Origin of the sequence: Kingella kingae, from assembly GCF_900475905.1 — a bacterium.
Lineage (GTDB): Bacteria > Pseudomonadota > Gammaproteobacteria > Burkholderiales > Neisseriaceae > Kingella > Kingella kingae.
Map to the genome: position 1 here is coordinate 857080 of NZ_LS483426.1, position 13506 is coordinate 870585.

General features: G+C 47.3%; 13 protein-coding genes and 1 pseudogene. 3 read left to right on the forward strand and 11 right to left on the reverse strand.

Annotated elements, in window-relative coordinates:
• Positions 1 to 152 precede the first annotated feature (152 nt).
• The gene (locus DQN52_RS04615) at positions 153 to 1805 is read right to left on the reverse strand and encodes a phospho-sugar mutase (protein WP_032827661.1); all 1653 of its coding nucleotides are present in this window, start codon (positions 1803 to 1805) and stop codon (positions 153 to 155) included.
• A 115-nt stretch (positions 1806 to 1920) separates the two neighbouring features.
• Positions 1921 to 2613, reverse strand: a complete 693-nt coding sequence (locus DQN52_RS04620; RefSeq protein WP_003785416.1) for a YggS family pyridoxal phosphate-dependent enzyme — start codon at positions 2611 to 2613, stop codon at positions 1921 to 1923.
• Positions 2614 to 2755: 142 nt separating this feature from the next.
• Between DQN52_RS04620 and tldD the strand changes: the two genes are divergently transcribed.
• Genes tldD through DQN52_RS04635 form a run of 3 tightly spaced genes read left to right on the forward strand, consistent with a single transcriptional unit; the run spans position 2756 to position 5672 of the window.
• The gene (gene tldD, locus DQN52_RS04625) at positions 2756 to 4198 is read left to right on the forward strand and encodes a metalloprotease TldD (protein WP_003785418.1); all 1443 of its coding nucleotides are present in this window, start codon (positions 2756 to 2758) and stop codon (positions 4196 to 4198) included.
• A 14-nt stretch (positions 4199 to 4212) separates the two neighbouring features.
• Positions 4213 to 4779: an SMC-Scp complex subunit ScpB gene (gene scpB / locus DQN52_RS04630; protein ID WP_003785420.1), complete on the forward strand. Its 567-nt coding sequence runs from the start codon at positions 4213 to 4215 to the stop codon at positions 4777 to 4779.
• Between the two features lie 5 nt (positions 4780 to 4784).
• Positions 4785 to 5672, forward strand: coding sequence for a prephenate dehydrogenase (locus DQN52_RS04635; RefSeq protein ID WP_003785422.1), 888 nt, complete (start codon positions 4785 to 4787; stop codon positions 5670 to 5672).
• Positions 5673 to 5752: 80 nt separating this feature from the next.
• Here DQN52_RS04635 and DQN52_RS04640 read toward each other — a convergent pair whose 3' ends face one another.
• The 9 genes and pseudogenes from DQN52_RS04640 to DQN52_RS04675 all read right to left on the reverse strand — a co-directional run bounded on the left by DQN52_RS04640 (position 5753) and on the right by DQN52_RS04675 (position 13503).
• On the reverse strand, positions 5753 to 6847 hold the full coding sequence (locus tag DQN52_RS04640) for a restriction endonuclease subunit S (protein ID WP_003785424.1): 1095 nt from the start codon (positions 6845 to 6847) through the stop codon (positions 5753 to 5755).
• A gap of 17 nt (positions 6848 to 6864) precedes the next feature.
• Positions 6865 to 8604 (reverse strand): annotated as a pseudogene (locus tag DQN52_RS11550) (HsdM family class I SAM-dependent methyltransferase).
• Entirely contained in the window at positions 8540 to 8902 is a 363-nt protein-coding gene (locus DQN52_RS11150) for a hypothetical protein (RefSeq protein WP_003785432.1), read from the reverse strand. Before DQN52_RS11150 ends, DQN52_RS11550 begins: the two are co-directional and overlap by 65 nt.
• 227 nt (positions 8903 to 9129) lie before the next feature.
• Positions 9130 to 9420: a ribosome hibernation-promoting factor, HPF/YfiA family gene (gene hpf / locus DQN52_RS04650; RefSeq protein WP_003785433.1), complete on the reverse strand. Its 291-nt coding sequence runs from the start codon at positions 9418 to 9420 to the stop codon at positions 9130 to 9132.
• Between the two features lie 58 nt (positions 9421 to 9478).
• Complete coding sequence (gene rpoN, locus DQN52_RS04655) at positions 9479 to 10834, reverse strand: RNA polymerase factor sigma-54 (RefSeq protein ID WP_003785435.1); 1356 nt, start codon at positions 10832 to 10834, stop codon at positions 9479 to 9481.
• 161 nt (positions 10835 to 10995) lie between these two features.
• A complete protein-coding gene (lptB, locus tag DQN52_RS04660) occupies positions 10996 to 11721 on the reverse strand; it encodes an LPS export ABC transporter ATP-binding protein (RefSeq protein WP_003789424.1) in 726 nt (241 codons plus the stop codon).
• Positions 11722 to 11895: 174 nt separating this feature from the next.
• Positions 11896 to 12411 (reverse strand): lipopolysaccharide transport periplasmic protein LptA, encoded by a 516-nt coding sequence (gene lptA / locus DQN52_RS04665; RefSeq protein ID WP_003785439.1) that lies wholly within the window; start codon positions 12409 to 12411, stop codon positions 11896 to 11898.
• Positions 12395 to 12967, reverse strand: coding sequence for an LPS export ABC transporter periplasmic protein LptC (gene lptC / locus DQN52_RS04670; RefSeq protein WP_003785440.1), 573 nt, complete (start codon positions 12965 to 12967; stop codon positions 12395 to 12397). The genes lptA and lptC overlap by 17 nt, the downstream gene beginning before the upstream one ends.
• Positions 12964 to 13503: a KdsC family phosphatase gene (locus DQN52_RS04675; protein ID WP_003785441.1), complete on the reverse strand. Its 540-nt coding sequence runs from the start codon at positions 13501 to 13503 to the stop codon at positions 12964 to 12966. Before DQN52_RS04675 ends, lptC begins: the two co-directional genes overlap by 4 nt.
• Positions 13504 to 13506 lie beyond the last annotated feature (3 nt).

Consider the following 13506-nt stretch of genomic DNA (forward strand, 5'->3'; position numbering starts at 1 on the left):
GTGTTGTTTACAAAAGTGCAGGCTGCTTTTTTATAGTGAATTAAATTTAGATTAGTACAGCGTTGCCAACTCCCTTATGTACTGGGTGTACACGGCGGTCGTTGTCGCCTTGTCCTAATCTAAATTTAATCCACTATATTTTACCGATTCAATTAGCAGTTCTGATTGCCAAATGCGTCGCTGCGGAGCAATTCACGCACATCGGCATCAAATTGCGCCAACACACGCGCCGCATCGGTATTGTCGCTGCCATTCACGTCCAAATACAGCTTCACTTTTGGCTCTGTGCCAGACGGACGCACAATCAAGCGGCTGCCGTTGTCCAAATGGTACACCAAAATATTGTTCGGCTCGGCATCGTGCATATAATCTTTGGATCGCACCACTTTGTGCGCACCAATTTGAGCAGGCGGATTTTGACGGAACGCATCGGTCAATTTGGGAATGTCTGCCACATCTTGCATACGCAACGACACTTGGCTGCTGGCATACGCGCCAAATTTTTCTGCAAAATCATCAATATAATCTTGAATCGTTTTGCCCTGCGCTTTGAGTTGGCGCACCAAATCCAAGAACACAATCGCTGCCGAAATACCGTCTTTGTCTTTCACTTTATCGGGGTCAACCAAATAGCCCAACGCTTCTTCAAAACCAAAAATCAAATTTGGTGTTTTGGAAATGTATTTAAAGCCCGTGAGCGTTTCGGCGTTTGCCAAACCGTATTTTTGCGCGATTTTTGCCAGCGCAGGCGACGACACCAACGAACACGCCAATGTGCCTGTTTTGCCTTGATTTTGTTGCGCGATGTGCCAGCCGAGTAAGCAGCCGACTACATTGCCGTGCAGTGATTTCCAGTTGCCGTCTGCATCGGGAGTTGCCACCGCAAAACGGTCGGCATCGGGGTCGTTGGCGATGATGAACTCGGCGTTTTTTGCCTGTGCCAATGCAATCGCCAAATCCAATGCGCCTTTTTCTTCGGGATTGGGGAAGGCAACGGTGTGGAAAGTCGGGTTGGGGTCGGCTTGTTCTGCCACAATGTGCGGCAAAGGAAAACCAGCCGCTTGCAAGGTTTGCACCAGCGTTTCTTTGCCCACGCCGTGCATGGCGGTGTACACATAATTCAAATCGCCAGCGGTGGTGCTTGCCAATTTGGCGGTTTTGGCGATGTATTGTTGCACCACTTCTTCGCCCAGAATTTGATAATCGCTGCTGCGAGCGTATTCGGTAATCGGTGTTTGTGTTGCCAAATCAATTTGTTGGGCGATTTCGGTATCGGCTGGCGACACGATTTGTCCGCCGCCATGTTGTTTGCCCAAATACACTTTGTAGCCATTGTCATCGGGCGGATTGTGGCTGGCAGTTACCATGACGCCTGCGCTGGTGTTGAAATGGCGAATCGCGTATGCCAACACAGGGGTCGGTAACAAGCGCGGCAACAGCAAGGTTTGAATGCCTGCGCCTGCCATGATTTGCGCTGTGTCTTCGGCAAAGATTTTGGAATTTTTGCGCCCGTCATAGCCAATCACAATAGACGGTTCTTTGTCGTTTGCCAGCAAATAGTTCGCCAAACCTTTTGCCGCTTGCGCTACCAACACGCGGTTCATGCCCATGCTGCCTGCTTGCAAGCGACCACGCAAACCTGCTGTGCCAAATTGCAAACGGTCGGCAAAACGTGCTGCAAGTTCTTGCTCGGCGGCAGCGTTGCCTGCTTGGGCTTGGTCTAGTAATTGTTGCAGTTCGGCACGGGTTTCCGCGTCTGGGTCTTGTGCCAACCAGTTTTGCGCTGTTTGAAAGAGTTGTGTCATGTCTTTTTTCCTTTGTTTTGTTGAGATAATCAAATTGGGCTGAAAAAAGCAGCCTGCACCATTTTGTTTCTGTTGGGTGCGCTCCAACCTACTGCTTTATTTGTATGATTTAAATTCAGCGAGCGTAACTCCGTCCACCAAAAATCGCCGTTCCTACGCGCACCATGGTCGCGCCACACGCCACCGCGCATTCTAAATCGCCACTCATGCCCATAGATAGCGTATCGGCATCGGGCGCAATTTGACGGAGCTGTTGCAGCAAATCGTTCATGCGCCCAAATTGCTGTTGCAGCACATCATCGCCCACATTTGCCTGCGCCACACACATCAAACCGCGTAATTTCAGCTTGGGCAACGCCATAACTTCGTGCGCCAAATCCAGCATTTGTTCGGGCGCAATGCCGTGTTTGTTGATTTCGTTGGCGATGTTGATTTCAATGCACACCTGCAAATCGGGCAACTGCGCTGGACGTTGCGTACTCAATCGCCGTGCCAGTTTAACGCTGTCTAGCGTGTGCAACCAGTGAGCGCGTTCCGCCACCAAACGGCTTTTGTTGGACTGAACATTGCCAATTATATGCCAAACCAAATCGCCACAATCGGCAAGCTGTTCAGTTTTTTGCCACCATTCTTGGATATAGTTTTCGCCAAAATCGCGCTGCCCCAAGGCATACACGGCGTGAATGTCATCGGTTGGAAAAGTTTTGCTCACCGCAATCAGTTGCAGGCTGCTTGGGTCGCGTTGCGCTGCCAAAGCAGCCTGCACCAAGCGTTGTTGTGTCGCGGCATAATTGTTTGCCAAATTCACGGTTTGCTCCGTTTAAATGGCTGTATTGTACGCTTTTGCTGGAAATTTATCGCGCTTATTTATTGAATTTCGTCAATCTAACGTATAATTCCACCCATTTTTAACGATTTTAGGCACAAAGCAGCCTGCACTTTATTTATCTATGCAAAACACATTTCAAACCGTTTCCCAAGATTTACTTCACGCCAACCAATTATCTGCCGATGAATTGGCAAAATCACTTGCCATTATCAGCAATCATCACGTTGATTATGCGGATATTTATTGCCAACGCACCGCATTTGAAAGCTGGCATTTAGACGAAGGCATGGTTAAATCGGGCAGTTTTCAGATTGACCAAGGCGTGGGCGTGCGTGCCGTGTTGGGCGAAAAAACGGCGTTTGCCTATGCCGATAGTTTGACGGCGGACGCAATCCAACGCGCCGCGCAAACTGTAAAAGTGATTGGCGCGGCTGGCAATATTGCGCCTGTGCGTGTGCCAACGCCTGTTTACGGCAAGGCAGTTCACGCTTGCGCCAATCCGATTATCACGTTGCAATCGCCTGAAAAAGTGGCGTTACTTCAAAAGGTTGAGCAACTGGCGAAAGCGGCTGACCCGCGCATTGTGCAGGTTATGGCTGGTTTGACTTGCGAACACGATATGATTTACATCGCGCGTTTGGACGGCAAACACGCGGCGGATATTCGTCCGTTGGTGCGTTTGAGCGTTACTGTGATTGCGAAACAGGGCGAACGCCGCGAACAAGGCAGCGCAGGCGGCGGCGGTCGTTTTGATTTGACATATTTTGATGACGCGAAAATTAGGGAATATGTAAACAAGGCGGTTCAGCAAGCCTTAATCAATTTGGAATCGCGTCCTGCGCCTGCTGGGGCGATGACGGTGGTTTTGGGTAATGGCTGGCCTGGTGTGTTGTTGCATGAAGCGGTGGGGCATGGTTTGGAAGGTGATTTCAATCGCAAGCAAACCAGTGTATTCACAGGCAAAATTGGCGAGCGCGTGGCGGCGAAAGGCGTTACCGTGATTGACCAAGGCGACATTCCCGACAGACGCGGCAGCCTGAATATTGACGATGAGGGCAACGAAACGCGCCGCACGGTGTTGATTGAGGACGGCATTTTAACGGGCTATATGCAGGACGAAACGAATGCGCGTTTAATGGGCGTGGACGTTACGGGCAATGGTCGCCGCGAGAGTTATTCGTCTGTGGTGATGCCGCGCATGACAAATACATTTATGGAAAGTGGTACGCATGACCCACAGGAAATCATTGAAAGCATGGATAAAGGGATTTATGCGGTGAATTTTGGTGGCGGTCAGGTGGACATTACGAGCGGTAAATTTGTGTTTAGCGCGAGCGAGGCTTGGTGGGTGGAAAATGGTAAATTGCAATATCCAGTCAAGGGCGCAACGATTATCGGGAGTGGTTCGGAAGTGTTGAAACACGTTTCGATGATTGGCAATGACAGCGCGTTGGACACAGGCGTGGGCGTGTGTGGCAAAGACGGTCAAAGTGTGCCTGTGGGCGTGGGGCAGCCGACTTTGCGGATTGATGCAGGTTTGACGGTGGGCGGTAGTGAAGCGTAAAAGTGCAGGCTGCTATGAATAATCCACAAAACTTATCGGCAGAATCGCTGATTGAAGCGGCATTGTTGCTGCAAACCGAACCTTTAACCGAACGCCAAATGTGCGATTTGTGCCAGCCACCTATTTCACAAGACAAATTGATAGACGTGTTGGCAGACTTAAAAATGCGTTGGCAAAACCGTGCCTTGCAACTGGTGTGTACCGCGCAGGGCTGGCGTTTTCAGTTGGCAAACGAAGCATTTGAACCGCTAGGCAGCCTGCACGAACAACGTGCGCCGCGTTATTCTCGCGCCGTGATGGAAACGCTGGCGATTATTGCCTACCAACAACCTGTTACGCGCGGCGATATTGAAGCCATACGCGGTGTTGCCGTGTCGCAAAACATTATCCAAACGCTGCAAGAACGCGGCTGGATTGAAGTGATTGGACAGCGCGACAGCATTGGCAAACCTGCGCTATGGGCAACCACCGATGCGTTTTTGAGCGATTTACAATTAAACAGCTTAACCGATTTGCCGCCTTTAACCGATTTGGGTGCGCTGGTGTTGCCCGATGTGTTGGAACAGCCAGAAAGCGAGTAGGCAAAATGAACCACCTTTCCCAGCCATTGCAACAAATCACGCTGATTGGCGTAGGCTTAATTGGCGGCTCTTTTGTGTTGGATTTAAAACGCCAGCAGCGCGTTAAAAACGTGGTTGGCATAGATTTGGATAGCGAAAACCTAGTCCGCGCCCAAGAACGCCGCGTGATTGACCGCGCCTACACCACCCTTTGCGCCGAAGCGGTGGCAGATGCCGATTTGGTGTTGATTGCAACCCCAGTGGCAAGCCTGCCGCATATTTGCCGCCAGCTTGCACCCTTGTTGCGCCCACACACGATTGTGAGCGATGTCGGCAGCACCAAGCAATCGGCATTGAGCGCATTTGAGCAATATTTACCACAACATTTACCGCGTTGTGTTGCCGCTCACCCGATTGCAGGCTCTGACCGAAGTGGCGCATTGGCAGCACAGTTTGGCTTGTATCAAAACAAAAAACTGATTTTGTGTCCGCACGATACGCAAGACCAAAGCAGCCTGCACTTGGTAGAACAACTGTGGCAAAGCGTGGGCGCGAACACCTATCAAATGTCGGCGCAACAACACGATGAAATTTTTGCCGCCGTGTCGCATTTTCCGCATTTGTTGGCGTTTAGCTATGTGCATCAAATGTTGGACAACCCAAAAGGCGCACATTATCTAGATTTTGCAGGCAGCGGTTTTCGTGATTTCACGCGCATTGCAGGCAGCAGCCCCGAAATGTGGAAAGACATTATGTTGGCAAACAAAAACAGCCTGCTGCAACTTATTGCCGCCCAGCAACAACAGCTCGCGCATCTTGCAGGCTGCTTGCAACAAGAAAACGCCACCGCCTTGCATGATTACATTGCCCAAGCCAGCCAACTGCGCGAACAATGGGGCGAGAAGAATCGGTAAACAAAAAAGCAGCCTGCATTTTCTGTTTAACAAAAAATGCAGGCTGCTTTGTTATGCCTGGATTAAGACTGTCAGTTTATTTAAATCACTTGCTCATACGCTGCCATTTCGCGCTCGTTGAATGCGACAACATCGGCAATCACGCATTTTTCAATCGCACGTCCAATCAATGCCATGAATTCCCAATCGGGTGTGCCGTCTTTTTCAGGCAGCATAATCATTAAATCAGGTAATTTATTTGTTGCATTTTCAGAATATGCAGTAAATAAAATTTGTAATTTATTGATTGCAGTAACCACAAACAATCGCACATTTTGGCTGTGTTTACCGTTTTTAAATGTTAATGCTTTTACTCGTGTACCAATGTGAAAATGTTGATTTTGAGTTGAAGCCTTAAACACACCACGGTCAGCTAATGAAAGTGTGGTTTCATGATTAAATAACCGTCTATCTGGTAACGGATGGATATATTTTGAAATACCATTATTTTCATGTTGGTGACTAATCAATGGAATTGAACCTGAAATCGTATTTCCAATAATAACGTCTCTACCTGTTGCAATATTAAATAAATCGTCTAATCTAAATTCTTTCCAATTCAGGCTGCCTGAAAGCTGCGCCAATGCGTTTTCTTCGTCTTTACTCAAGTTTACATCGGTAAGATTTGACAATTTCAAAAAAGCGCGCAGTTGCTGAACAAAGCGTTCCATGTAATCAAAGGCGATTTCACCATTTTTTTCAGGCAGGCAAACTTCAATTTCTCGTGCATTTTCGCGATTAAATTTGTTGCCATAATTAAATAATCCTTTGGTTGCTGCTCGAAAAATCGCCACAAAATAATGCAAAGTGTGTTTATTCCATTGCTCATGGTGATTTTTTGGTTTCATGCCTTGAACGTGTGAATAGCCGATAAAATCATTTGGCTGATAAAAAATGCTGTCCGAAGTTGTGGTATCGCTAAATGTAATCATATTGCCTGTTTCTGTGGGTTTTCGTGCCACATATCCACCAATGCCATTATTGATACTGGAATTGACGACAACAGGTGTTGTGCCTTTTTCTCGGAATAAATCATCATTGGTTAATCCGTAATTTTTGGTTGGATTGATGTCAAATAATGAACCGACTTTTTTAAACACAAATTCTCCGCCACTTGCCAAAAATGCGTTTTCCATTTCCTGCAAGTGGCTTTCTACTTTCCCAAATCATCGCCTTGCTGCGCGAGAATTTGCGACACTTCCCAGGTCAAATAATCGGCAACGGTTTTTTTGAAATCGGCAATCGTGGGTTTGGCATCAATTTTTTTGTGTTGCGAGAAATTCCAGTCCGCGCCGCCTAGCGTGATGAAATCTTCCACATACACATTGTCCAAGTTCCACAATTCGGCAGACACTTTGGCGTTTTTGCCTGCCTTGTAGATTTTCACAATGTCGGCATAGCGTTGTTCGGGGTTGTCCAATTCGCGCAAGCCGCGTTCGGTGCGTTTGTAGCCGTCGTTGGAAAAGTCAATAAATTTAACAGGTTGTTCTACATCGTGCGGTGTGCCAGCTTTGAAAATGTAAATGCTGGTTTGTACGCCTGCCATTGGCTGAAATAAATCGGTTGGCATTTTGATAGAAGCGAGTAGGGTATGCGATTTTAAAATTTCTTGGTTGGACATCACGGCTTTGCCGCTGCCTGCGCTGTCTTGAATGATGATTGCGCCCAAGCCGTCTTTTTGCATTTTGCTCAAACCGTATTTGATAAACGGCATACCGTTTTCTTCGTAAGAAAAGGGCGGATTGAGCAACAAGCGGTCTGCCTGAAATTCGCTAAACAATGATTCAGGGCGATTGAACGCGCTGCCTTTTTCAATGCGACTTGAACCGTCTCCGCGCAAAATCATGTTGGTGGCGGCGAGTGTGTACATTTCGGCATTCAATTCCACGCCTAATAAGCGGTTTTATTTGATGTCGCTGATTAAATTTTCGGCAGCCGTTGAGCCTTTGGCGAATTGGTTTTCGGCATCTTGAATCATCAATTCCATGGCGGAAATTAAGAAACCTGCTGAACCTGTCGCCAAATCCATTACTTTGTTATTGGCTTTGATGTTGAGCATTTGCGCCATCATTTTGGTAACGTAGGGCGGTGTTAAAACGATGCCGATTTCTTTGCCGTCGCCCAATGCGTATTTCAAAAATTCGGAATACATTTCGCCCATGATGTCAATGTGTCCGCCAAAACCGTCAATGGATTTGAAGATGTTTTCATAAATAAATGTGAAAACTTGTTTATTGGTGCTGCTGTCGCTGTCTAGCAAATGGGCGATTTCTTTGTCGTTTTCTGTGGGTTCATCGCGTTGTGCGTCTTTGGAAATTTCGCTAAATGAAGCCAGCATGAGTTTGTGTTTTTCTGCTTTAATGCCGCGATGTTGTAAAAATTCGTTGATTTGGTCGGTAATTAAAATGCCGTCGCGCTTTTGTGCCAGTTGCGAGCCTTTTAAATCATGGGGCGTTAAGCCTTCGCCTAATTTTTTGCCGTTTTGGTCGTGAATGTCTTGCATGGCAAGCAGCATTCCCGATACATACAATACGCGCTGTGGCGCGGTAATGTTGTGGTTGTGCATGAGTTTGTTCAATTTTTTGGCGTAGGCTTGCAATTCGGCTTGGCTGCGAATCAGGATTTGATGTTTTTCTTCTTCGCTCAATACCGCGTTTTTGTAAAATTCTTCAAAACTGGTTTGATTTTCCAAAAAATCCAAAGTTTTGACATTTTCTAAATGCTTGTGCGCTTTTTCAGACTGCCCGAACACATAGTAAACGGAAATAGCGATGTTTTCGGGATTGTCGCCAGCAATGCCAATAGCGATAACTTCGTGATATTTTTCGCTACCAATCATATTTTGCGCGTAATACAACGCGCCATTTACGGCAAAATTGGCAATGCTTATCATCAAATTTCAAGCCGTCTTTGGTTTGGCTTGCCAGTTTTTTCAAGCCTAATTTGTTTTCAATAATAATGGGGATTTTCTTGCCTTTAATTGCGTATTTTTCAACGTGAAAATCGGGTTTGCCAAAATTGGTTTTGTTTTGGGTTTTGGCAGAGCCTTTTAGGGCTTCTTTGAGATAATCCGACATGGCGGATTCTTCGTTGTAATCTTGATGTTTTTGCAGATTTAGGCGACTAAATTCTGCTTTGACGAAATCGTTGATGTCAGATTCTAATTTGTAGGTAATGTTGGATTTTGCCATTTGGGTGCTTTCGTTACATTGAGTTGGAATTATAGTGGATTAAATTTAGATTAGGACAAGGCGACAACGACCGCCGTGTACAGCTAGTATATAAGGGAGTTGGCAACGCTGTACTAATCTAAATTTAATTCACTATAAATTATAAATTTAACTGTCATATACGAAAAGCAGCCTGCACTTTCTGTTTAACAAAAAGTGCAGGCTGCTTTGTTATGTTTGACTACGGTTTAACGCACCGCATTGGCTTTTTCTTTGTGTTGCAAGATAGCGCGGTCTAGCTTATCCACCAGCACATCAATCGCGGCATACATATCTTCTTCCACTGCTTCAACGTGCAAATCTTTGCCAGCCAAATGAACTTGTGCGGCAGCTTTGTGTTTGACTTTTTCTACCGACAAGGTAACTGCAACCGACAAAATATTGTCGCTGTGGCGGTTGATGCGCTGCAATTTTTCGGTGATGCGCGTTTTCATCGCTTCGGTTACGTCTAAATGCAAACCAGTGATTTTCAAGTTCATGATACAACTCCTTGTTGCGGGGGTGAAAGCTGCCTGCACAATGCAAACAGCAGAAAAATCAAACTTGTCGGCGTTGCTGCACGGTGGGAATGCCCAGTTGTTCGCGGTATTTTGCCACCGTGCGCCGTGCGATTGTAATGCCTTGTTGTTGCAGTAGTTGGTGCAAATCGGTGTCGCTCAACGGCTTGGTTTTGTCTTCGTTGTCCACAATTTGCGCGATGAGTGAACGAATCGCATTGCCGCTGATGCCGTCTTCGCCCTGATTGCTGCCAATGGCGTTCTGACTGAAGAAATAGCGTAACGCAAATAAGCCTTGTGGGCAAGCTAAATATTTGCTGTTCACGGCGCGAGAAATGGTAGATTCTGCTAATTCTAGCGCAGAAGCGCAATCTTTAATCAACATTGGCACAAGCCCAATTTCGCCAAAAGTGAAAAAATCTTGTTGTCGTTCAACAATGTATTCGGCAACGCGCATAATCGTGCTTTTGCGTTGTTGCAGCATATCTATCTTTTGTTTGGCATGAACCATTTTTTCGCGCCACACGGCATCGTTTTCGATTTCCTGCAAGGCTTCGGATAATTCTGGGTTGATTTGGATTTGCGGAATGGCATCGTCATTGCAAACCACAACCCATTCGCCGCGATGGCTTTCGATAAACACATCGGGGCGCACATAGGCGGTGGGTTCGTCGATGGCAAAGCCGTATGCAGGATAGGGGCGCAGGCTGCTTATCATTTCCAACGCGTCTTCGATGGTCGATTTGGGCGTGTCGGGCATGAGTTTGCTTAATTTATTGATGTTGCGTGGCGTGTTTTGGCTGATGTTGTCCAAATAATGCACGACAATGTGCGCAGCGCAACGGCGTTCTGCCGATAAGGGCAATCTATCTAATTGATGCAGCAGCGATTGTTGCAAATTAGTGGTAGCGATGCCAGGCGGGTCGAATTCGCGTAGTTGTTCTAACGCCAGTTCCATGTCGTCTTCGTCTAGCATCCATTCGAGCGGTGTGTGGTCGATGATTTCTTCGATGCTTTCGGTTAGGTAGCCTTTGTCGTCCAAAAAATCAATCAAAACGTGAACACGCGCGGCTTCTTCGGGCGATAAGGGGTGTTCGCTCACTTGTTTGTGCAAATAGGCATTGAGCGTTTCTTCTTCTACCAAATTTTCCCATGCGCTGCTGTCGTCATCGTCCAAGCTAATGTGGCGTTTGGACGAAATATTGGCGGTATAGTGTGGTTCTTTACCCCAGTCTTCCGATTCGCGGCGTTCTAGCAAGGGATTGTCTGCCAACCAATCTTCTACCTCGCGCTCAACCTCCAAGCCCGACATTTGCAATACGCGCAAGGATTGCTGCATGGCTTGGTTAAGCTGCAGGGTTTGTTTGAGTTTGAGTTGAAACTTCGTGCTAGTCATAGTTTATGGAATGGGGTAAATATAGTGGATTAAATTTAGATTAGGACAAGGCGACAACGACCGCCGTGTACATCTAGTACATAAGGGAGTTGGCAACGCTGTACTAATCTAAATTTAATTCACTATTAAAGTGCAGGCTGCTTTTTTAAGGTTTATTTTGGTTAATAATCAAAATTTTCGCCCAAATACACTTGGCGAACTTGCTCGTTATTGACTAAATCGTCTGGTTTGCCCGATGCCAGCACCGTGCCATCGCTAATAATATAGGCGCGGTCGCAAATTCGCAGCGTTTCGCGCACGTTGTGGTCGGTAATCAACACGCCAATGCCGCGTTGTTTTAAAAATTCAATGATTTTTTGAATGTCTATCACGGCGATGGGGTCCACGCCTGCAAATGGTTCGTCCAACAAAATAAAACGCGGCTGCATGGCAAGCACTCGCGCAATTTCTACGCGGCGGCGTTCGCCACCCGATAGCGCAGGGGCAGGGCTGTGGCGCAGGCGTTCAATGTTCAAATCGGCAAGCAATTTGTTTAGTTGTTGTTCGATTTGATGTTTGTCGCGCAGGCGGATTTCTAAAATGGCGCGAATGTTTTCTTCCACCGTCATTTTGCGGAAAATGGACGGCTCTTGTGGCAAGTAGCCAATGCCTGCTTGGGCGCGTTGGTGGATTGGACTGTGGCGCAGTTCTTTGCCGTCTAGTGAAATCGTGCCGCTGTCGGCTGCAATCAGTCCCACAACCATGTAAAAACTGGTGGTTTTGCCTGCGCCGTTTGGCCCAAGCAGTCCGATGACTTCTCCGCTGGCAATGTCTAGCGAGAAGTCTTTAACCACTTGGCGTTTTTTGAAGGTTTTTTGTAAACCTTTGACGTGTAGATGAGAAGTCATAGTGAATCTTTTGTTACAAAAAGTGCAGGCTAAAACCGATGTCATCATTCTCGCACAGGTGGGAATCTATCTAACTTATTCAGTTGTCAGGGTTAATTATGTGTTACCTAACTATTGCGTTAGATTCCTGCCTACGCAGGAATGACGGACAGGAGAAAAGTGCAGGCTGCTTTTTTACTGTTTTTGGCTCGGCTGAATAATCACGGTAACGCGGCGTCCTTTTTTGTTGCCTACTGCGTTGCCACCCAATACGGTGTAAATTTCGGTTTGAGTATTGTAACTAATCGCTTCGCCTTGTGCCATATCGCCACCGCGCTGCACTTTGGCATTACCAATCAGTTTGACCAAGTTTCGCGCTGAATCGTATTCAGCACGGCTGCCCCAGCCTTCGGCAATGCCTTTATTGCCTTCTAGCTGTTGGCGAAAATACACAGGATTACCTGTTGCCACCATGGTTTGATTGCCGTTTTTATCTTGGCTGACACGCGCATTTTGCGCTTTCATGTGCAGGCTGCCTTGCGTTACCAGCACGTTGCCCGAAAACACGGTTACTTGGTTTTTTTGGTCTAGCGAGCCTTGGTCGGCTTCAATCGCAATCGGTTGTTTGCGGTCGCTGTCCAAAGCGTGAACGTGCAGGCTGCTTGTGGCTAAAATCGCCGCTAAAACAGCGGTTTTAAGGTTGATTTGCATAGATTAAGGCTTTCACTTTGGCGGGCAAATTCAGTTGCCCATTTTTATGGTCATAAGTCATGCCAACCGAACTGCCTGTGGATTGTCCGTATTGATATTGAATTGGCGCATCGGTTTGGGCGATTTGGGTTACGGTATTTACCGTCAAATGCGAAGTGTTCACTTGCGCGGCAGGACGCTCGGCATCGGCGGTTTTGTCTAGCTGGACATCGGTATCCAAAAATACGGTTTTGCTGTTTAACTCGTATCGCGCATTTTGGCTGCGGACTTCGTATTGCAGCGCGTTTTGCTCAAACAGTTGCAAATGCGGTTGCTGGATATACACGTTTTCTTGGTCGGGCAGTTGCCACATACGCGGCGATGCCAGTTTTTCGTGCAGGCTGCCTGTTGCATCAAAACGCTTGGCTTCTACGTTTAGCCCCAAATATTGTGGCTCTTTTGGATTGAGTTGCACCACTTCTTCGCTGATTTGGCTGATTTGGTCTAGCCACGAACTGATGCCGCCCAAAATCAATGCCAGCGAAAGGGGAAAAATCAAACTGCGAAATCGGCTCATTGCGTGTACTCGTTCAAAGCAGCCTGCAAAGTGTTTTGCGCGTGCATAATCAAATCGGTGCATTCGCGGATTGCGCCCATGCCACCGTATTTTTGCGTGGTGTAGGCGGCGCGTTGTTGCACAAAAATGTGTGCGTTGGCAACGGCAATCGGCAAGCCACAACGCACCATCACGGGTAAATCAATCACATCATCGCCCACCATCGCGCATTGTTTGGCAGATAAGCCTAGCTGGTCGCGCAGTTGTTCGTATGCCATGCGTTTGTCGTCAATGCCACACAAATAGTGACTAATTCCCAACGATTGGGCGCGTGCGGCAACGGCAGGGTCATTTCGCGCGGTAATAATTGCGGTTTGCACGCCTGTTTTTTGCAACATTTTGATGCCGTGTCCGTCCAATGTGTTAAACGGTTTGATGATTTCGCCTGTGCTGGCAATGAACAGCTGACCCGTGGTTAGCACGCCATCTACGTCCATAATCAACAGCTTAACCGCTTGGGCGCGAGGCAAAATATCGGGGGCGACGTGATTAAACATAAC